13 protein-coding genes are annotated in these 19912 nt (G+C 73.5%); 8 read left to right on the forward strand and 5 right to left on the reverse strand.

Features of this window, described 5'->3' with window-relative positions:
• The first annotated feature begins 242 nt into the window (after positions 1–242).
• Positions 243–3104 carry a DNA topoisomerase gene (locus R3E88_06135; protein MEZ4216039.1) on the forward strand — a complete coding sequence of 954 codons (2862 nt, stop codon included), beginning with the start codon at positions 243–245 and terminating at the stop codon, positions 3102–3104.
• Between the two features lie 327 nt (positions 3105–3431).
• On the forward strand, positions 3432–7838 hold the full coding sequence (locus R3E88_06140; protein MEZ4216040.1) for a DUF1302 family protein: 4407 nt from the start codon (positions 3432–3434) through the stop codon (positions 7836–7838).
• Here the strand turns inward: R3E88_06140 and R3E88_06145 are convergent, their stop codons facing one another.
• Complete coding sequence (locus R3E88_06145; GenBank protein MEZ4216041.1) at positions 7839–9332, reverse strand: DUF1329 domain-containing protein; 1494 nt, start codon at positions 9330–9332, stop codon at positions 7839–7841. It abuts the gene before it with no gap.
• 96 nt (positions 9333–9428) lie between these two features.
• Here R3E88_06145 and R3E88_06150 point away from each other — a divergent pair, with 96 nt between their 5' ends.
• From R3E88_06150 to R3E88_06160, 3 genes are all read left to right on the forward strand, one after another.
• Positions 9429–10364, forward strand: a complete 936-nt coding sequence (locus R3E88_06150) for a HAMP domain-containing sensor histidine kinase (GenBank protein ID MEZ4216042.1) — start codon at positions 9429–9431, stop codon at positions 10362–10364.
• Position 10365: 1 nt separating this feature from the next.
• Entirely contained in the window at positions 10366–11067 is a 702-nt protein-coding gene (locus R3E88_06155) for a response regulator transcription factor (GenBank protein ID MEZ4216043.1), read from the forward strand.
• 102 nt (positions 11068–11169) lie between these two features.
• On the forward strand, positions 11170–11946 hold the full coding sequence (locus R3E88_06160; GenBank protein MEZ4216044.1) for a PAC2 family protein: 777 nt from the start codon (positions 11170–11172) through the stop codon (positions 11944–11946).
• Positions 11947–12752: 806 nt separating this feature from the next.
• On the opposite strand, the gene R3E88_06165 is transcribed toward R3E88_06160, so the two are convergent.
• From R3E88_06165 to R3E88_06180, 4 genes are read right to left on the reverse strand one after another with little or no spacing between them, the layout of a single operon-like run.
• The gene (locus tag R3E88_06165; protein ID MEZ4216045.1) at positions 12753–13004 is read right to left on the reverse strand and encodes a hypothetical protein; all 252 of its coding nucleotides are present in this window, start codon (positions 13002–13004) and stop codon (positions 12753–12755) included.
• 9 nt (positions 13005–13013) lie between these two features.
• Positions 13014–14243, reverse strand: a complete 1230-nt coding sequence (locus tag R3E88_06170; GenBank protein MEZ4216046.1) for an acyl-CoA dehydrogenase family protein — start codon at positions 14241–14243, stop codon at positions 13014–13016.
• 27 nt (positions 14244–14270) lie between these two features.
• The gene (locus R3E88_06175) at positions 14271–15362 is read right to left on the reverse strand and encodes an acyl-CoA dehydrogenase family protein (protein MEZ4216047.1); all 1092 of its coding nucleotides are present in this window, start codon (positions 15360–15362) and stop codon (positions 14271–14273) included.
• A 27-nt stretch (positions 15363–15389) separates the two neighbouring features.
• A complete protein-coding gene (locus R3E88_06180) occupies positions 15390–16622 on the reverse strand; it encodes an acetyl-CoA C-acetyltransferase (protein ID MEZ4216048.1) in 1233 nt (410 codons plus the stop codon).
• Between the two features lie 268 nt (positions 16623–16890).
• Between R3E88_06180 and R3E88_06185 the strand changes: the two genes are divergently transcribed.
• From R3E88_06185 to R3E88_06195, 3 genes are read left to right on the forward strand one after another with little or no spacing between them, the layout of a single operon-like run.
• A complete protein-coding gene (locus R3E88_06185) occupies positions 16891–17856 on the forward strand; it encodes a zinc ABC transporter substrate-binding protein (protein MEZ4216049.1) in 966 nt (321 codons plus the stop codon).
• Positions 17853–18653, forward strand: coding sequence for an ABC transporter ATP-binding protein (locus tag R3E88_06190; protein MEZ4216050.1), 801 nt, complete (start codon positions 17853–17855; stop codon positions 18651–18653). Before R3E88_06185 ends, R3E88_06190 begins: the two co-directional genes overlap by 4 nt.
• A 1-nt stretch (position 18654) precedes the next feature.
• Positions 18655–19482 (forward strand): metal ABC transporter permease, encoded by an 828-nt coding sequence (locus tag R3E88_06195; protein MEZ4216051.1) that lies wholly within the window; start codon positions 18655–18657, stop codon positions 19480–19482.
• The last annotated feature ends 430 nt before the right edge of the window (positions 19483–19912 follow it).

Below are 19912 nucleotides of genomic sequence, written 5' to 3' on the forward strand. Positions count from 1 at the left end.
CGTCTCCTCTCGATTCCGCGTTCCGCGGCTCGCGGCGGCGCAAGCTGCCCGATGCGCCGGCGCGCGGCAAATGCGGCGCCCCCTATCGGCGCGTTCTTGCTCGGCCCGGAGGGCCGGGCTAATGCATGGCGCCGTTTCGCCGGGTCCGGCGCCGGCGCGGCCACTCCGCGCCCGCACCCGGGCCTCGCGGGAGCCGGGCGGTCCGTCGGCCGGCACCCGCGTGCGCGACGTTGGGGGGATTCGTGACGAAGTGGCTGGTCATCAGCGAGAAGCCGAGCGTCGCGCAGGACATCGTGCGCGTGCTCGGCGGCTTCCGGGAGCAGGACGGCTACTGGGAGAGCGATGACTGGGTCGTCACCTACGCGGTGGGCCACCTCTTCGAGCTGCTCGAGCCCGAGGAGCTCGACGAGAAGTACAAGGCGTGGACGCTCGAGGTCCTGCCCATCCTCCCCGACGATCGCGGCTTCCAGCTCAAGCCGAAGAAGGGCCAGTCGGAGCGCATCCGCACGATCAAGAAGCTCGCGCTGCGCGACGACGTCGAGGGCTTCGTCAACGCCTGCGACGCCGGGCGCGAGGGCGAGCTGATCTTCCGCGAGATCGTGAAGTACCTCGGCTCGGAGAAGCCGATCCGCAGGCTGTGGCTCCAGTCGATGACGACGGACGCGATCCGCACGGGCTTCGAGCAGCTGCTCCCCGGCGAGCAGCTCGACGGGCTCGCGGCGTCGGCCGAGTGCCGCGCGTACTCGGACTGGCTGATCGGGATGAACTCGACGCGCGCGCTCACGAAGCGCCTCGCGAGCCGCAAGGAGAAGACGGCCTGGTCGGCGGGCCGCGTGCAGACGCCGACGCTCGCGCTGCTCGTCGACCGCGAGCTCGAGGTGCTCGCGCACGTCCCGAAGCCCTACTGGCGCGTGAAGGCGAGCTTCGAGCACGCCGGCCAGACGTACGAGGGCACGTGGTTCGACCCGGCGTTCGAGGCCGACGACGACGACGCGCGCCGCGAGGATCGGCTGTTCGACGAGGCGCGCGCGCGCGCGGTCGCGGCGGAGGTGGCGAGCGCGTCGGCCCGCGCGCGCGAGACGCGCAAGCCGTCGAAGGAGTCGGCCCCGCCGCTCTTCGATCTCACGAGCCTGCAGCGCGAGGGCAACCGGCGCTTCGGCTGGTCGGCGCGCCGCACGCTGTCGGCCGCGCAGCGCTGCTACGAGCGCCACAAGGTCCTGACCTATCCGCGCACCGACTCGCGCTGCCTGCCCGAGGACTACCGCGACACCGTGCGCGGCGTGCTCGAGAGCTATGCGGGCGGCGGCAGCGGCGCGCTCGCGAAGCGCGACACCGCGTTCGCCGACTACGCGCGCGCCGCCGCGCGCCTGCTCGAGGACGGTCTCGAGAACGAGGCGCGCACCTTCGACAACAAGGGCGTGAGCGACCACTTCGCGATCATCCCCACCGGCACGCTGCCGGAGGAGGAGCTCACGGGCGACGACAAGCGGCTCTTCGATCTCGTCGTGCGGCGCTTCTTCGGCGCCTTCCACCCGCCCGCGGAGTGGGAGCGCGTCGAGCGCACGACGGAGGCGGCGGGCCACGCGTTCACGACGCGCGCGCGCTCGCTCGAGGTTCCCGGCTGGCGCGCCGTGCTGCCGCCCGCGAGCGAGGAGACCGAGCCCGCCGTGTCGCTCGCGCCGCTCGTCGCGGGCGCGACCGAGGCGTCGGACGTCGCCGTGCGCACGGCCGCGTCGGAAGTGCTCGAGGAGGAGACGAAGCCCCCGCCGCGCATCACCGAGGCGCGCCTGCTCTCGCTGATGGAGAACGCGGGCAAGCAGATCGACGACGACGACATCGCCGCCGTCCTGCACCAGAAGGGCATCGGGACGCCCGCGACGCGCGCGGAGATCATCGAGAACCTGATCCGCAAGGGCTACGTCGTGCGGCAGGGCAAGAGCCTGCGCCCGACCGTGAAGGGCATCCGCCTGATCGACAGCCTGAAGCGCATCCACATCGATCGCCTCGCGTCGCCGCAGCTCACGGGCGACCTCGAGTACCAGCTGCTCGAGGTCGAGCGCGGCGAGCGCAGCGCGCGCGACTTCCTGGCCGAGGTCACGCAGTACGCGGTCGACGTCGTCGACCGCGCCAAGACGTTCGACTACGGCGAGCTCTACGCCGACGCCGAGTCGCTCGGCGCGTGTCCGAGCTGCGGGCGCCCCGTCGTCGAGAGCGCCTGGTTCTACCGCTGCCAGCCGCCGCTCGAAGAGGACGACTGCCCGATGCGGTTCTGGAAGGACACGTCGGGCCGCTACCTCGACCCGAACGCCGTGCGCGCGCTCTGCCGCGACGGCGTGACGCCGGTGCTCGACGGCTTCACCGCGCGCAACGGCCGCACCTACCGCGGCCAGATCGAGGTCGACCGCGACGAGTGGAAGCTCGTCGTGCGCTCGATCGGCTGGAACGAGGAGGCGACCGACGACACGCCCGAGTACGACGTCGACGAGCGGCCGCTCGGGGCGTGCCCGCTCGGCTGCGGGCGCGACGTCGTCGAGACGCCGACGGAGTTCACGTGCGCGGGCCGGCTCGAGGCCGAGCGGGCGCTCGCCGCGATCAAGGCCGCCGAGGCCGAGATGAGCGTCGACGACCGCAAGAAGTCGATCGCCGCGCGGCGCAAGGCGACGCGCGAGGCGAGCGACAAGCCGTGCACGTTCGTGCTGCCGCGCACCGTCTGCAAGCGCGAGATCACGCGCGACGAGGCGCAGGCCTACCTCGCCAACCGCCGCACCGAGCTGCTCACCGATTTCACGTCGCGCTTCGGGCGGCCCTTCTCCGCGACGCTCGTGCTGCAGGAGAGCGGCCGCCACGGCTTCGAGTTCCAGCCGCGCGGCGCCGCCGCGAAGAAGACTGGAGAGGGCGACGACGCGGCCGCGCCGGACGCCGCCGCGCCGCGCAAGAAGGCCCCCGCCAAGAAGAAGGCTCCGGGGAAGAAGGCGCCCGCGAAGAAGGCGCCCGGGCGCAAGAAGCCGGCGAAGAAGGCGGGGCGCAAGAAGGCCTCGGCCAAGAAGGCCGGCGCGAAGGCGCGCGCGCGCGGCGGCTCGCCGGCCGACGCCGGCGACGAGTAGCGCGCACCGCCCGCCCGCCCCGCGCGGCTGACTCCCAGTCGCGCGGCCGCGTACGAAATCGCTTGTCCTGCTGCGCGCTTACTGCCTAAATAGCCGGGTGCCGAGGGGGCCGCGCGCGCCAGCGCGGCCACCCGGACGTCTGGGGGAAGCGCGGGTGTCGGCCTTCGGGCGGGCGCCCGTTCGGGACGGGTCTCGGGATGGGCCCGCGTCGCGCCGCGTCTTCGCGGCGCCGCGACCGATTCGTCGCTTCCCCGCCTAGCAGGGTCCCGCCGGCCGCACGCGCGGCGGGCGGGCGCCGAGCCGGGGGCCTCCGGGCCCGGGGAGACGATGCGCCGAGTACCCGCCCGCTTCGTTGGTCGCCTCTTCGCCGTCGCCGCCGCCCTGGTCACCGCCGCCACACTCGGCGGCCTCGTGCCGCGCCAGGCGCGGGCCATCGAGGCGCTCGATGGGCGCGTCCAGGCACACGGCTTCTTCGAGAGCCAGCTGCGGGTGATCAGCGACGACTTCCGCGAGCAGTACGACCTCGCGCAGTGGTACCAGGTGCTCAACCTCGAGCTCGAGGTCGACATCCTCCCCGACGGCTGGGGCGCGATCGACCTGATGTCGGCGTACGTGCGGCTCGAGGCGCGCTACGACTGCGTCTACTCGCGCGGCTGCGGGATGTTCCGCACCGCCGACACCTACGGCGACCGCGCGAAGCACCTCCCGACGCGGATCTCGAGCGCGAAGAAGAACACCTATCACGGCGCGATGCTGCTCCCGAAGGTCGAGCGGCGCATCAACACCTTCCAGGACACCGACGGCGACGGCATCGCCGACACCACCGTCCAGGTGCTCGAGACGGACCTGCACGGCGCGCCGATCGTCGACCACCACCAGGTCGTGCCGCTCGTCGACATCCCCGGCTTCTCGGGCCTCGGCGACCAGACGGGCGCCGACGGCTACCTCGGCCAGCCGGCGTTCGGGAACGCGCTGAACGGCCTCGCGACGCTCCCGAGCTCGAAGGTCGGCGGCACCTTCTGCTTCTTCTCGAGCTCGAACACCGCGTGCACGGGCCCGAACGTGATCACCGTGAGCAACACGCAGCCGGATCCGGGCGAGTCGTGGGCGCTGCGCGACGACGACCCGTTCCCGTTCGTGTTCGAGCGCTTCCTCGACTACAAGTTCGCGCACCGCGGCCTGCGCGGCGGCGGCAGCGGCGGCATGCCGTCGGCCATCATGGGCCCGTGGCTGCCCAAGAACTTCGTCTACCCGAACGCGACGCTCGCCGACCAGTTCAACCCGTTCGACGCCTCGCAGACGACGCAGCTGCTGCGGAACAACGCCTACAACGGCTCGATCTACAGCAGCTCGAACTGGGGCTACAACTTCAAGTCGGGCGACATCGACCCGACCGATCCGACGACCTTCGTCGAGCAGCACATCCTGTTCAACTCGCAGAGCGCGTTCGAGGACCCGTTCCACGACGTGCTGCTCGCGGCCGAGATCACCGCCGGCGAGCTCGAGGCGTCGACGACGCCCGGCATCTCGACGATCGACCAGAACGCGGTCTACGTGCGCGGCGCGACGCGCGCGATCATCTCGGCGCAGGCGGGCCCGACGGGCGGCTCGCGCGTCGGCGCGTCGAAGCCGATGCGGCCGATCCCGATCACGGATGCGGCTCGCTATGCCGAGGGCGACCAGGTCGCCCGCGGCCTCTACCTCCCGAGCAAGGGCCTGCGCAGCGCGCTCGCGGGCGACCGCGCCGCCACGATCCCGATCAACTTCACCGAGAACGAGCGGGCGTGGAACCGCGGCGCGAGCCAGCAGGACGAGGGCGAGCTCAAGGAGGCCTTCGTCGACATCGAGACGCTCGACAGCCGCCTGTGGCTGCGGCTCGGCAAGCAGAACATCGTCTGGGGCAAGACGGAGCTCTTCCGCACGACCGACCAGTTCAACCCGGTCGACCTCGCGCTCGTGACGCTCGGCAACCTCGAGGAGACGCGCATCGCGCTGTGGTCGGGCCGCGCCGTCTACTCGCTCTACGAGGTCGGCCCGTTCGAGGACGTGCGCGTCGAGATCGCGGCCAACATCGACGACTACGAGTCGAACGACCTCGGCGCGTGCGGCGAGCCGTTCACGCCGAACCCGGTCTGCGACGCGGCCTTCGGCTCGTTCGCGCACGGCGCGTTCGGCGTCGGCCTCGCGGGCGTCGACAAGCCCGAGTCGCCGTGGGAGGACGTGACGAAGACGGAGTTCGGCGGCCGCATCGAGTGGCGCTGGGACCGCTTCAGCTTCGCGATCGCCGACTTCTACGGCTACGAGGACCTGCCCTTCCTCGACCGCATCTCGACCTACGAGCGCAACGTCGACCCGTCGACGGGCCGCATGCGCGCGATGGGCGAGACGGGCCCGTGCGCGACGCAGCCCGTCGCGCTTCGCCCGCGCGCGCCGCTCGGCGTGCCGAGCGTCGACCCCGGCTGCCTGCAGGCCGGCCCGACGCGGCGCGCCGTCGCGACGAACCCGGCGATCGTCGGCAACGAGTACCGCGCGGACGCCGCGCTCGCCGAGGCCGAGCTCGCGGCCGTCGCTCCGGGCCAGACGTTCGACCCGATCCTGCGCGAGATGGGCGTGCTCGTCACGAACGACCCGACGCTCCCGACCTTCGCGGAGAAGAACGCGCTCGACGCGCACCCGGCCAACCAGCAGTTCTTCGCGGCGATCTGCGCGGGCACGGTCGGCGTGAGCTCGCTCGACCCGTCGGCCTGCGCGGCGACCGTGTTCGGCAGCCAGCTCCTGCTCCCGCTCTCCTCGGGCCTGCTCACGACCTCGCAGGTGATCGGCTCGGTGCTCGCCGGCAGCGACAACGGCCCGGGCACGACGGGCCAGGTGACGCCGGGCGCGATCGCACTCACGTCGAGCACCGGCCTCACGCAGTTCGAGATCAGCGACGCGCTCGTGCGCCTCAACCACGACATCCAGGACGCGGAGTACGGCGGCACGGGCCCGGGCGGGCAGTGGGGCGGCCCGCTGCAGATCGTCTACGGCGGCGACAACCACTACTGCGTCGACAACTCGCTGCGCGAGATCGCGCGGCCGGTCACGCACCCGCGCCACAGCATCTACTACTTCGACGCGCTGAACCTCGTGTTCGACATCCCGTGCCACAGCGGCGGCGCGTCGTTCGCGGCGTCGGGAGGCTATGCGCTCGGCCAGGTGCTGACGGTCGAGCAGCAGGCGCTGCTCGGCTGCGGCCCGTTCTTCGGCACGAACTGCGACGACTCGGGCATCGACCTCCTGAACGCCGAGGCGAGCGTGCTCTTCCAGTCGTTCCCGGGCTTCGACGGCACGGGCCAGGCGGCGGGCGGCCCGAACTTCGCGCCCGGGACGGGCGCGACGCCGCCGCGCCAGTGGACGACCACGAACACGAAGTACGACCCGGGCACGAACACGGTGAACGGGCGCGCGCTGTCGGCCGACGGCCAGGACCGCCAGCAGCCCGGCACGATCTTCTTCCGCGGCGGCCCGGTGGGCACGGTGTACGGCCGGCTGCCCACCGACTCGCCCACGACGCCGAAGCGCAACATCGTGCTCCCCGGTGCGCGCTCGCCGTTCGTGTTCGACGAGAAGACCGACGCGCTCGTCGTCGGCAACGGGCCGACGCCCGGCCTGAACCCGGACTACGACCCGACGCAGGACGGCTGCATCGGGCCGGCGGCCTACGCGGCCGTGAGCGCCGCGCTCGGCGTGACCGTGACCGACCACACGACGTGCACGACGTCGAGCGGCCGCGCGAACGTGAACCCGTACCACTCGCTCGTGCACCCGCTCGCCGACATGGGCGGCTCGACGCAGTACTTCCGCAGCGAGATGGCGGCGCTGTCGTGGAACTTCCTCGTCCTGCTCACGATCGCCGATCGCGAGTTCGACGAGGACAACCGCTTCGCGGTCTGCCGCGAGGATCCGAACAATCCGGGTCAGTGTCTGCTCGATGCGCGCGGCAACCCCGAGCCCGTCTGCAGCCTCGCGACGCCGCAGCACTGCGGGACGGTGCGCGGCCTGCTCGGTCTCGCGGGCGTCACGCGCAACACGCGCCGCGCGGGCGGCAACGGGACGTTCGGGCGCCGCACGTTCGTGTGGCAGTCCGGCGGCGAGGCCGTGCTCGCGTTCGAGCGCCGCAACGTGCTCGGCTTCTCGATGGACTTCGCCGAGGACGTCACGAAGTCGAACTTCAGCATCGAGGCGACGTGGATCCCGAAGGTGCGCCGCGGCGACCCCGACTCCTGGAACGGCGTGCGCTACGCGGACGACTACAACCTCACGCTCTCCGTCGACCGCCCGACCTTCGTCAACTTCCTGAACGCGAACCGCACGTTCTTCTTCAACGCGCAGTTCTTCTTCCGCTACCGCGCCGCGGGGACGGCGAGCACGCTCGACCTGCTCAGCACGTTCACCGTGCTCGCGGGCTACTTCCAGGATCGCCTGCTGCCGAGCGTGACGTTCATCTACGACGCGCGCTCGAACACGTACGGCGCGCTGCCGCAGCTCCAGTACCGCTACACCGAGGCGTTCTCGATCGTGTTCGGCGCGCAGTTCTTCGGCGGCAAGCCGGACATCGTCGACATGCCGGTGAACGGGCTCGGCCCCGCGTCGAACCAGCAGGGCCCGTACGCGTACCGCGTGGCGTCGGACGACGGCGTCTCGATCGTGCGCAGCACGGACAACGTGTACCTGCGGCTGCGCTACGCGTTCTGACTAGCGTCCGCGCTCGAGCGCGGCGGACGACGTGAGGCCGGGCAGGTCGTCGCGGTCGAAGGGCAGCGACACGACGTCGTAGCTCTCGCGCCGCCAGCCGCCCGCGCCCGCGAGCGCGTCGAACGACACCTCCGCGACGGGCTCGAAGACGAGCGCCGGAGTGCCGCCCGGCCACTCGGGGTAGCCCGGCTGATCGCCCGAGAAGCGGTGCACGAAGATCTGCACGTCGAGGATGCGGCGCCGTCCCGCGCGCGAGACGCGGTAGAGCGGGACGCCCGTCTGCGCGTCGACCCAGAACATCACCGTGCGCAGACCTTCGTCGTCGCGGCGGATCGCGCCCTCGATCACCGCCGCGCGCCGCACCTCCCAGCGGTCGCTCGCGACCGAGAGGCCGGCCGGTCCGAAGTTGCGGTTCGGATCGATCGGGTAGCCCGAGCTCGTGCCGTTGATCGGCGCCATCACGTCCTGCATGCCGAGGAGCCGCCACTTGTACGCGTTCGGGCGCAGCATCATGCCCTCGAAGCCCTTGTAGGCGTGCGCCGAGGCCGCGGCCGAGCGGCCGGCCGTCGGGCTGATCGAGACGCCGAGGTCGCCGCCGAAGGCGACGGAGCCGCCGGCCTCGGGGCCCGCCGCGGCGTACGTCGGGAAGTACAGGCCGTCGACCCACGCCGTCGACGCGCGTCGCGACTTCCGCATCGAGGGCACGTACACGAACGTGTCGTCGGGCTCCTCGTAGCTCGTCCACGTCTTCGCGGGCCGGAACTGGCGCCACGCGAGGTGGCGCACCTGGAAGGGCTTCGTGAAGTGCCCGCCCGCGATCCACCAGGTGTCGCCGCTCCCCTCGACGGCGTAGCCCGTCGCGGCGAGGTCGGCGCGGCCGCGCGTCGGGAGGAAGTACGCGTCGCCCTCGTACGTCTGCGCGTCGCCTTCGCGCTCGGAGAAGTCGACGACGCGGAAGTGCCCGCGATGGCCGCCGCCCGCGAAGCGCAGTGCGAGGTTCCACGCGAAGCGCTGCGCGGCGTCCTCGGCCTCCGGGTCGATCGCGTCGGGCGGGAAGGGGACGCCGGCCGTGTAGCCCGAGAGGTTGCCGCGCGCGTCGAGCGAGACGTCCTTCGCGAAGCGCGCGGTCGCCTCCTTCAGGAAGCCGGGCTCGACGTAGCGCCGGTGGCAGGGCCCGACCTCCATGCGCATGCCCTCGAAGAAGAAGACGTCGCGATGGCTCCAGATCTCGGTCGGGAGGAGCTCGCGCAGCACGAGCAGGTTCTCGATGCCGAGGACCATGCCCTCCTTCAGCGTCACGCTCGCGGCATCGCGGGGGCGGCCCTGCTCGTCGGTGACGACGCCGCCGGTGACGGTCGGGCAATCGCCCTCCGCGGGGAGCCCGGCGCGCGCGGGGGCGCTCGCGCGCGCGGCGCCGAGCGCGCCGGCGGCGAGGGCGCGCGCCGCGAGCGAGCGCGCGATGCGGCGCAGGACGGGCCGGCGGGAGGCGAGCATCGGCGCAGTCTATCCTACGCGGCGCGCTCGCCCCGGCCGGCGCCGCGTCGCGAGGCGCGGGCGCGCGCGCCGCGAGCGCGCGACGGAGGGACGCGCGTGCATCGCCGCTCGATCGGAACGCCGCTCGTCGTCGGCATCGTCGGCGTGCTGCTGCTGCTGCTGCTCGCGGCGGGCTGGCAGGTGCTCGTGCTCGCCGACTTCGAGCCGCGCCTCGACCCGCGTCCGGGCCTCGGCGTCACCGACTGGATCTTCCTCGTGCTCGGGACGCTCTTCTTCGGGCTCGTGCTCGCCGGGCTCGTGTGGCTCTGCGTCTGGCTCGTGCAGGAGATGCGGCTCAACCAGCGCCAGCGCGCCTTCATCGATGCGGTCACGCACGAGCTCAAGACGCCGCTCGCGTCGTTCCGTCTCTACCTCGACACGATCGCGAGCCACGACCTCGACCCCGAGCGGCGCGGCACGTTCGTCGCGCGCATGCGCGACGATCTCGAGCGGCTCGATCACACCGTCGACCAGGTGCTCGCCGCCGCGCGCGCCGAGGAGCGCAGCGCGCGCCCGCCCGGCCGCGTCGCGCTCGCGCCGCTGCTCGCGGGCTGCGTCGAGGACGTGCGCGAGCGCAACCGCCTGCCGGCCGAGGCCGTGCGCGTCGTGCGCGAGGCCGCGTCGGTCGTGCGCGGCGACGCCGCGGAGCTCGGCATCGTGTTCCGCAACCTGCTGCAGAACGCGATCCAGTACTCGCACGACCCCGTCGAGGTGCGCGTCGGCGTGCGCGACGTCGGCGACGGCCGGGTGCGTGTCGAGATCGAGGACAACGGCATTGGCATCCCGCCGACCGAGCTCCGCAAGATCTTCCAGCGCTTCTACCGCGCGGGGAGGGACGTGCAGCGGCGCGCGGCCGGGCTCGGGCTCGGGCTGTTCATCGTGCGCGGCCTCCTGCGCCGGCAGGGCGGCCGCGTCGTCGCCGAGTCGGCGGGCGCGGGGCAGGGAAGCCGCTTCGTCGTGACGCTGCGCGCCGCGCCGCGCGGCGAGGCGTGACGTGGCGCGCGTGCTCGTCGTCGAGGACGAGCTGCATCTCGCGGAGGGGCTGCAATTCAACCTCGAAGCGGAAGGGCACGAGGTCGAGGTGCTCGGCGACGGCGCGCTCGCGGCGCAGCGGCTCGCGAGCGAGGGCGCGCCGCTCGACCTCGTGCTGCTCGACGTGATGCTGCCCGGCATGAGCGGCTTCGAGGTCGCGCGGCGCGCGCGCGCGGCGGGCAACTTCGTCCCCATCCTCATGCTCACCGCGAAGGACGAGGTCGCCGACCGCGTGCGCGGCCTCGAGGAAGGGGCGGACGACTATCTCGCGAAGCCGTTCCGGCTCGAGGAGCTGCTCGCGCGCGTGCGCGGGCTGCTGCGCCGACGCCGCTGGGACGGCGGCCTCGGCGAGTCGACGGCGCCGCGCGAGGTCCGGTTCGGCGACGTCACCGTGCACTTCGATCGCTTCGAGATCGCGACGCCGCGCGGCACGGCGCGCATCACGACACGCGAGGCCGGCCTGCTGCGCGCGCTGATCGATCGCGAGGGCGAGGCCGTGACGCGCGGCGAGCTGCTCGAGGACGTCTGGGGGCTCCGGCCCGACACGCGCACGCGCGTCGTCGACAGCTTCGTCGTGCGGCTGCGTCGCTACGTCGAGCCCGATCCTTCACGGCCGCGTCACATCGTGTCCGTGCGCGGACACGGCTATCGCTTCGTGCGCTGACGGCGTCGACGCAGTCGACGGCGTCGACACCGTCGTCGCGCACACGGCGTTTCGCGCGTTCGCCGCTTGTGGAGCGGGGCGCGCGCGTGCGAACCTGAACGCGTGACGGGGGCAATCCGATTCCAGGTCCATCCTGCGCTCGACGACCCGGTGCTCGTGCTGGCGTTCGGCGGCTGGAGCGACGCGAGCGAGGCCGCGAGCAGCGCGCTCGCGTTCGTGAACGACGCGATCCAGTCCGTCGCGCTCGCCGAGCTCGACCCGGAGGAGTTCTACGACTTCACCGTCGCGCGCCCGCACGTCGAGCTCGACGGCGACGGCGAGCGCCGCATCGTGTGGCCGAGCACCGAGTTCCGCTTCGGACACGCCGGCAACGTCGAGCTCGTGACGGGGCTCGGCAGCGAGCCGCACCTGCGCTGGCGCACCTTCTGCGACGCCGTCGCCGCGCTGGCCGAGGGCGTGCACGCGCACCGCGTCGTGCTGCTCGGCTCCTTCCTCTCCGACGTCGTCTACTCGCGGCCCGTCGAGGTGACGGGCTTCGCGAGCGACCCCGCCGATCTCGAGCGGCTGGGCGTCGGCCTCTCCGGCTACGAGGGCCCGACCGGCATCGTCGGCGTGCTCGGCGACCGCCTGCAGCGCGACGGCCGCGAGGTCGTCTCGCTCTGGGCCTGCCTGCCGCACTACCTGAGCACGTCGCCCAACCCGCGCGGCGCGCTCGCGCTGGTCGACCGCCTCTCGGCCTATCTCGGCGTCTCGTTCGACGACGGCGCGCTGCGCGCCGAGGCCGAGGAGTTCGAGAAGCGCGTCAACGAGATCGTCGCCGCCGACCCGGAGCTCAGCGAGTACGTCCGCCAGCTCAAGAAGCGCGACTTCGCACAGTAGGCGGAGGGGCGTCGCGGGCGCGCGTTCGCTCGGTCGGCCGAGGAGGCGCGGGGGCGGGGGCGCGGCGGCGAATGGCTCGCCGGCGGTCGACCTGGGTCGGTGTTCGGCGTGGTTCGGCGTGTCGCGCGCGGTGGCACTCGGGTATCGAGCGCCGGCTGCGCTCGATTTCGCCGCCGCGCCCCCTCCCCCGCGCCCGGTCCTCCGAGGCGCGCGACCGGCACTGCAACTCCACCTGCGGCGTTCCGCGAGACGGCGTGGCCTAACGACCGATCGCCCGCGCGGTCCGCACCCCCACCACCGCGATCCTCGTCTGCGAGCGGACCCGTCGAAGTGGCGAGGAGCGCGGGGCGGGGGCGCGGCGGCGAATCCGAGCCGGCGCGCGACCTGGGTCGGCGTTCGGCGTGGTTCGATGCGCGCGCGGTGGCACTCGCGGCACCGAGCGCCGGCTGCGCCGGCGATTCGCCGCCCCCGCGCCCCGCGCCGCGCGGTGCTTCGAGGCGCGCGACCGGCACTGCAATCCGCCTGCGGTGCTCCGGGCGAGATCATCGACTAACGATCGATCGCCCGCGCGGTCCGCACCCCCACCCCGCGATCCTCGTCCGCGAGCGGACCCGTCGAAATGGCGAGGAGCGCGGAGCGGGCGCGGGGGCGGCGAAATCGAGCGCAGCCGGCGCGCGATGTCCGGATGCCCGAGCCGTTCGATCCCCGCGAGGCGGCCCCTCGCGGCACCCGCCCGGGCGCCGGCGAGCCATTCGCCGCCCCCGCGCCCGCGCCGCGCGGCGCCCCTACCGAAGCTCCCCCGCTCGCTAGGCGAGCTCGATCGACTCTTCGATCAGCATCACCGGGATCGAGTCGTCGACGACGTACAGCACCTTGCCGTCCTCGCGCACGAGGCCCTCGGCGACGGGCTTCGTCACCGCGTCGCCGCCGCGGTTGCGCAGGCGGCCGGCCTCGATCTCGGCGTTCACGCGCGCGAGCGTCTGGGCGTCGGCGGGTGCGACGGGCTGCTTGGTCTCCGGGCACACGAGGATCTCGAGAAGCTCTGCTTGGACGGGCATGACGGGCTCCTAGCGCAGGAGGGACGACGAGTAGCCGAGGATCCGGCGCGCGATGATGAGCTGGTTGATCTGCTGCGTGCCTTCGTAGATGTCGTTGATCTTGGCATCGCGCATCCACTTCTCGACGAGCAGCTTCTTCGAATAGCCGAGCGGGCCGAGCAGCTCGACGGCCTTCTGCGTGATCTGCGTGACGGCGAGGCCGGCCTTCGCCTTGGCCATCGACGCCTCGAGGTTGTTGGGCGTCCCCGAGCTGATCATCTTGGCGGCGCGCCAGGTGAGGAGGCGCGCGGCCTGCAGCTCGGCCTGCATCTCGAGGACGTCGCGCTCGATCGCCGTCAGCTCGTGGCGCGGTGCGTCGTGCCGCAGTCGCACGCCCTGGCGCTCGAGCTCCTCGACGACGAAGTCGAGCGCCGCGCGCCCGACGCCGACGGCCATCGCCGCGACGATCGGGCGGCTCGCGTCGAACGTCGCCATCGCGCCCTTGAAGCCCTTGTCGCCGCTCTGCTTCGGGTCCTGCTTCCGGACCTCGCGGCGGCCGAGCAGGTTGGCCTCGGGCACGCGGCAGTTCTCGAACACGAGCGTCGCCGTGTCCGACGCGCGGATGCCGAGCTTGTCCTCGGTGCCGACGAGCTTCATGCCGGGCGTGAGCGCGGGGACGACGAAGCTCTTGATGCCGCCGCGGCCCGCGCTCCGGTCGACCGTCGCCCACACGACGACGAAGCCGCCCTCGACCTGCGACGCGCCCTCGCCCGCGGTGCAGAAGATCTTCGTGCCGTTCAGCACCCACTCGCGCGTCGCTTCGTCGAAGTCGGCCGTCGTCTGGATCGCCGCCGAGTCCGAGCCCGCCTCGGGCTCCGTGATCGCCATCGCGCCCCAGATCGGGTGGCCGTCGGAGCGGAACGCGGAGAGGAACTGGTCGCGCTGCTCGGGCGTGCCCGCGGCGCTCACCGCCGAGCCGCCGAGCGCCGGCGTCGGCATGCGCAGGTAGAGGCCCGCGTCGCCGAAGCAGAGCTCTTCCGCCTGCACGCACACGGTGACGAAGCCGTCGGTCGGCTGGCTCGCGTCGACGGGCGCGCCCTTGCGCCCCTCGCTCCACCAGAAGTCGATCCACTCGCGCGGCGGCTCGTGCTCGCGGTCGTCGTACGTGCGCGAGATCGGGCGCATCTGCTCGTGCGCGATGCGGTGGAAGTGCGCGCGCGCGGTCTTCGTGTTCTCGGTGGGCTCGAAGGAGATCGCCATGCCGGGCCTCGCTCGACGCGTCGTCGCTCAGACGAGCGTCAGGGCTTCGAAGGTCGAGAAGCCGCGCGCGTTGCGCAGGTGCATCTCGGGCAGGTACTCGCGCGTGTAGCCGTGGCCGCCGAACACCTGCACGGCGCCGTCCGCCACCGCGAGCACCATGCGCTGCGCCTTGCCGATCGCGAGCACGGCCTCGCGCGACGCGTCGAGCCCCTGGTCGAGGCGCCACGCGGCCTCCCACGCGAGCAGGCGCGTCGCGTCGATCTCCGTCGCCATGTCCGCGAGCTTGAACGCGATCGCCTGCTTCGTCGCGATCGGCACGCCGAACGCCTTGCGCTCCTTCGCGTACTCGAGCGCCACCTCGTAGGACGCGCGCGCGACGCCGACCGCGCACGCCGCGAGCGCGACGCGCCCGCGGTCGAGGAGCGCCCGCACCGCTGCCGTGCCCGCCGCATCGCCGCCGAGCCGCGCGCTCGCCGGCACGCGCACGCCCGCGAGCGCGACCTCGGCCGTCGGCAGCGCCTGCAGGCCCATGTTCGCCTCGCGCGTCGCGGTGAGCCCGGGCGCGTCCGTCGGCACGGCGAAGGCCGCGAGCCCCTCGTCGCGCGCGACGACGACGACGTGCGCGAGCCCGTCCTGCCAGGGCACGAAGCACTTGGCGCCGTCGAGCACGACGTCGCCGCCGTCGCGCTTCGCCGTCGTGTGCGGGTGCAGCGGGTCGAACGCGAAGCGCGGCTCGACCCACGCGAGCGAGCCCGGCGCAGGACGATCGCCGAGCACGCCGGGCAGGAGCTGCGCGCGCTGCTCGGGCGTGCCGAGGTCGGCGACGGGGAAGCCGAGCAGCGACGGCGAGAGGATCGCGAGCGCGAGCGAGAGGTCGCCCCAGGCGAGCTCCTCCGCGACGAGGCAGCCGGTGACGGCGCTGCGCGCGCCGCCGCCGCCGCACTCCTCGGGGAGCGCGTTGGCGACGAGCCCGAGCTCGTGCGCGGCCTCGAGCACCGCGGTGTCGACGGCGCGCGCCTCGTCGCACGCGCGCGCCTTCGGTCGCACCTCGTTCTGCGCGAACTGGCGCACCGTCTCGCGGATGAGCGCCTGCTCCTCGTCCGGCTCGAAGTCGATCATCGCGTGGCCCGCCTCCGTCGCGCGGCGCTAGATGCGCTCGAGCACGGTCGCGATGCCCATGCCGCCGCCGATGCACATGGTGACGAGGCCCGTCGTGCGGTCGCGCCGCTCGAGCTCGTCGAGCACGGTCCCGATCAGCATGCCGCCGGTCGCGCCGAGCGGGTGCCCGAGCGCGATCGCGCCGCCGTTCACGTTGACCTTCTCCGGATCCATCCCGGTGTCGCGCATGGTCTTGAGCGGGATCGCGGCGAACGCCTCGTTGATCTCGACCAGGTCGATGTCGCCGATCGTCATGCCGGCCTTCTTCAGCACCTTCGGCACCGCGGTCGACGGCGCGGTGAGCATGATGACGGGCTCGCTGCCGGTGGTCGCCGTCGCGAGGATGCGCGCGCGCGGGCGCAGTCCGTGTGCGCGCGCGTAGTCGGGCGACGCGAGGAGCACGGCGCTCGCGCCGTCGACGATGCCCGACGAGTTGCCCGCGGTGTGCACGTGCGGGATGGAGCCGAGCTCCGGGTACCGGGTGAGCGCCATCTCGTCGAGCGAGCGCGTCTCGCCCTTGGCGACGTGCGCGCCGAGCGCTTCGAACGACGCCGGGAGCTTGCCGAGGCTCTCGACGGTCGTGCCGGCGCGCGGGTGCTCGTCCTCGGCGAGCACGACCTGGCCGTCGAGGCCGCGCGCCGGGATCAGGCTCGCATAACGTCCTTCCCTGCGCGCGACGTCGCAGCGTCGCTGGCTCTCGGCGGCATAGGCGTCGAGGTCGGCGCGCGAGAAGCCCTCCTTCGCGGCGATGATGTCGGCCGAGATGCCCTGCGGCACCTGCGGGTGGAGCTCGATCAGGTGCGGGTTGCCGCCGTGCATCTTCGAGCCGTCGCTGCCCATCGGGACGCGGCTCATCGACTCGACGCCGCCGCCGATCACGAGATCCTGCTGGCCCGACATCACGCCCATCGCCGCGAAGTTGACGGCCTGCTGGCCCGAGCCGCAGTAGCGGTTGAGCGTCACGCCCGTCGCCGACTCGACCGGCCACCCGGCCGCGAGTGCGGCCATGCGCGCGAGACAGCCGCCCTGGTCCTTCACCGCGCTCACGATGCCGGCGACGACGTCCTCGACGTCCGCGGGGTCGAAGCCGGCGCGCTCGCGCAGGCCGTTCAGGCACTGCGCGAGCAGCTCCTGGGGATGGATGCCGTACAGTCCGCCCGTCTCGGGCTTGCCCTTGCCGCGCGGCGTGCGCACGGCGTCGATGATCCAGGCTTCGGGCATGGGGGTCCCTCTCGAGGGCGCCGGCGACGGCGCGGGGCTTGCGGAGTGCGCGGCACGGCGCGGCGCGCTCCGGATGGGTCGGTTCGGGGTGCGGGCGCAGCGCACGATACCGCACGGCGCACGTCCCGGGCGCCGCGCGCGCGCGTCCGTACGCCGCGCGCGCGGGGCCGCGCCGCGAAGCCGGGCCGGCGCCTCCCGCGATCGATCGCGACGGACGCCGCCCGTGCGGCGGGCCGACCGGACGCGCGGGATCGCCGCGAGGCGGAACGTGGGGGAGCGAGCCGTGGACGCGGCGGGCAGGAGTTCGGCGGCGCGCGCGCGACGCCGCGGCGGCGCGCCGCGGGCGGTCCGCGACGCGCGCGCGCGCGCGGCGGCCCGTCCGTTCGTCGCGGTCGCGCTCGCCTTCGTGCTCGCCGTCGCGCTCGGTGTGGCGCTCGCCGGCTGCGACCGCGCCGCGCCGAGTGCGGATGCGCGGCCGGTCGTCGCCGTCTCCGTGCTTCCGCAGCAGTGGGTGGTCGAGCGGCTCGCGGGCGACCGCGTCCGGGTCGTCGTGATGCTGCCGCCCGGTGCGAACGAGGCGACCTACGAGCCCTCGATCTCGCAGATGCGCGCGCTCGATCGCGCCGTCCTCTACGTGAAGGTCGGCCACCCGCGCTTCGCGTTCGAGCGGGCCTGGCTCGACGCGCTGCTCGCGGATGCCGAAGGCGTGCGCGTCGTCGACGGCGCGGCGGGCATCGAGCTCGCGCCCGGCGACCCGCACTACTGGCTCGTGCCGCGCCACGTCGCGACGATGGCGGCCTCCGTCGCGCGCGCGCTCGCCGATGCGCTGCCCGCCGAGCGCGCCGCGATCGACGCCCGCCTCGAGGGCCTGCGTCGCGACGCCGAGGCGCTCGACGCCGAGCTGCGCGCGCGGCTCGCCCCGGTGCGGGGGCGCACCTTCCTCGTCTTCCACCCCGCGTTCGGCTATCTCGCGCGCGAGTACGGGCTCGTGCAGGTCGCGATCGAGGACGAGGGCAAGGAGCCCGACGCGCACGAGCTGGCGCGCCTCGTCGCGCGCGCGCGCGACGAGGGCGTGCGCGTGATCTTCGTGCAGCCGCAGTTCGATCGCGCGGCCGCGCAGACGATCGCCGACGAGGTCGGCGCGCGGCTCGAGGTGCTCGACCCGCTCGCGCCCGACTGGGACGACAACCTGCGCCGCGTCGCGCGCGCGCTCGCGGAGGGACTCGCCTCGTGACGGACGCCGCGCCGCCGCCCTGCGTCGAGCTCGATCGCGTGAGCGTCTCGCGCGGCGGGCGCCCCGTGCTCGAGGACGTGACGCTGCGCATCGCGGCGAACGACTACCTCGCGATCCTCGGCCCGAACGGGAGCGGCAAGAGCACGCTGCTCAAGGTGATCCTCGGGCTGATCGAGCCCGACGCGGGCCGCGTGCGCGTGTTCGGCGCGCCGCCGCGGCGCGCGCGCGGGCGCGTCGGCTACGTCCCGCAGCGCGCCACGTTCGACCTCGACTTCCCGATCCGCGTGCGCGACGTCGTCTCGATGGGCCGGCTCGCGGGGCTCGGCCTCGCGCGCCTCGGCCGCTTCGCGCGCGACGATCGCGAGGCCGCCGACGCGGCGCTCGAGCGCGTCGAGATGGCGGCGCTCGCCGACCGGCCGATCGGCGCGCTCTCGGGCGGCCAGCTGCAGCGCGTGCTGATCGCGCGCGCGCTCGCGCAGCGGCCGCGGCTGCTCCTGCTCGACGAGCCGACGTCGAGCCTCGACGAGCGCATCGGGCGCAGCGTCTGGGAGCTCTTCGAAGAGCTCTCCGCGGAGATGGCGATCGTGGTGGTCTCGCACGACATCGGGGCGATCTCGCGCAGCGTGCGCAGCGTCGCGTGCCTGAACCGCCACCTCTTCGCGCACCCGTCGCGGCAGCTCACCTCCGACGTGATCGAGGCGGCCTACGGCTGTCCCATCGATCTCGTCGCGCACGGGCATCCGCACCGCGTGCTGGCCGACCACGACGGCGCCGGCGCGCCGCACGGGGAGGGGTGACGTGGCCGAGGCGCTCGCCCTCCCGTTCTTCCAGCGCGTGCTCGTGGCCGGGCTGCTCGCGAGCGTCGCGTGCGGCGTGATCGGCGCCTACGTGGTGGCCCGGCGCATCGCGTCGCTCTCCGGGGGGCTCGCGCACGCGGCGTTCGGCGGCGTCGGCCTCGGCTACCTCGTGGGCGTCGCGCCGATGGCGGGGGCGGCGGGGTTCGCGCTCGTGGCCGCGCTCGTCGTCGGCTTCGCCGAGCGTCGCATGCGCTCGGGGCTCGACGCGCTGATCACGATGGTGTGGTCGGTCGGCATGGCGCTCGGCGTCGTGTTCGTCGCGCTCGCGCCCGGCTATGCGCCGGACCTCATGAGCTACCTGTTCGGGAGCCTGCTCTTCGCGCCCTGGAGCTACGTCGCCGTGGTCGCCGGGCTCGACGTCGCGATCCTCGGCGCGGTCGTGCTCTTCCATCCCTACTTCGAGGCCGTCTGCTTCGACGAGGAGTTCGCCGAGGCGACCGGCGTGCCCACCGAGCCGCTCTTCCTCGCGCTGCTCGCGCTCGCGGCGCTCGCGATCGTGACCTTGATCCGCGTGGTCGGCGCGGTGCTCGCGATCGGCCTGCTCACGATCCCGGCCGCCACGGCGCGCCGCTTCGCGGACGGCCTGCGGCCCATGATGGTGCTCGCGGTCGCGATCTGCGCGGCGTGCACGACGGGCGGGCTCTTCCTCTCGTACGGCCTCGCCGAGCGCTTCGGCGTGTCGATTCCGCCCGGGCCGCTGGTCGTGCTGCTGGCGGCTGCGGGCTACGCGCTGTCGGGCGTCGCGGTGCGGCTGCGCGCGCGCGCCTAACGCCGTTCGTGTCGGTGCGCCGACACCGGGCTTCGCAGGGTGCGCGCCTGCGTGCTTCGGCGGAGGCGCACGCGCGCGCGGCGACGCGCTGCAACGATCGGATGCGTCGCAGCTCCGCGCGCAAGCCCCGAATCTCCTTGACGGCGGCGGGGCCTCGTTCTAGAAACCGCCCCGCCGCAGCCAACAGACCGTGAAGAGCGCGTTTCGCCGGGCATCGACGTCCGTTCTCGGGCCTCCGCATGGCCGACCCGGTGCCCAGGTTCGCGCTCGACCGGTCTCGTGGCGGCGGATCTGCGACGGGACGCGAGTGCTCGTCGTGCGCGGAGCATCGAGCTCGTCGTTCGTGCCGGGATGCGAGCCTCGAGGGCAGGAAGGTCGGATGGGTGCGCGCGCCGCGTCGCGCGCGCCCGGATGGCCCCGCCTTCGAGCG

This window comes from Myxococcota bacterium (assembly GCA_041389495.1).
Taxonomy (GTDB): Bacteria; Myxococcota_A; UBA9160; order UBA9160; family UBA4427; genus JAWKRT01.

Excerpts from the sequence above, each read along its gene's own strand:
- R3E88_06140 (MEZ4216040.1), top strand. The coding sequence starts at position 3,432 with ATGCGCCGAGTACCCGCCCGCTTCGTTGGTCGCCTCTTCGCCGTCGCC.
- R3E88_06145 (MEZ4216041.1), bottom strand. The coding sequence starts at position 9,332 with ATGCTCGCCTCCCGCCGGCCCGTCCTGCGCCGCATCGCGCGCTCGCTC.
- R3E88_06165 (MEZ4216045.1), bottom strand. The coding sequence starts at position 13,004 with ATGCCCGTCCAAGCAGAGCTTCTCGAGATCCTCGTGTGCCCGGAGACC.
- R3E88_06170 (MEZ4216046.1), bottom strand. The coding sequence starts at position 14,243 with ATGGCGATCTCCTTCGAGCCCACCGAGAACACGAAGACCGCGCGCGCG.
- R3E88_06175 (MEZ4216047.1), bottom strand. The coding sequence starts at position 15,362 with ATGATCGACTTCGAGCCGGACGAGGAGCAGGCGCTCATCCGCGAGACG.
- R3E88_06180 (MEZ4216048.1), bottom strand. The coding sequence starts at position 16,622 with ATGCCCGAAGCCTGGATCATCGACGCCGTGCGCACGCCGCGCGGCAAG.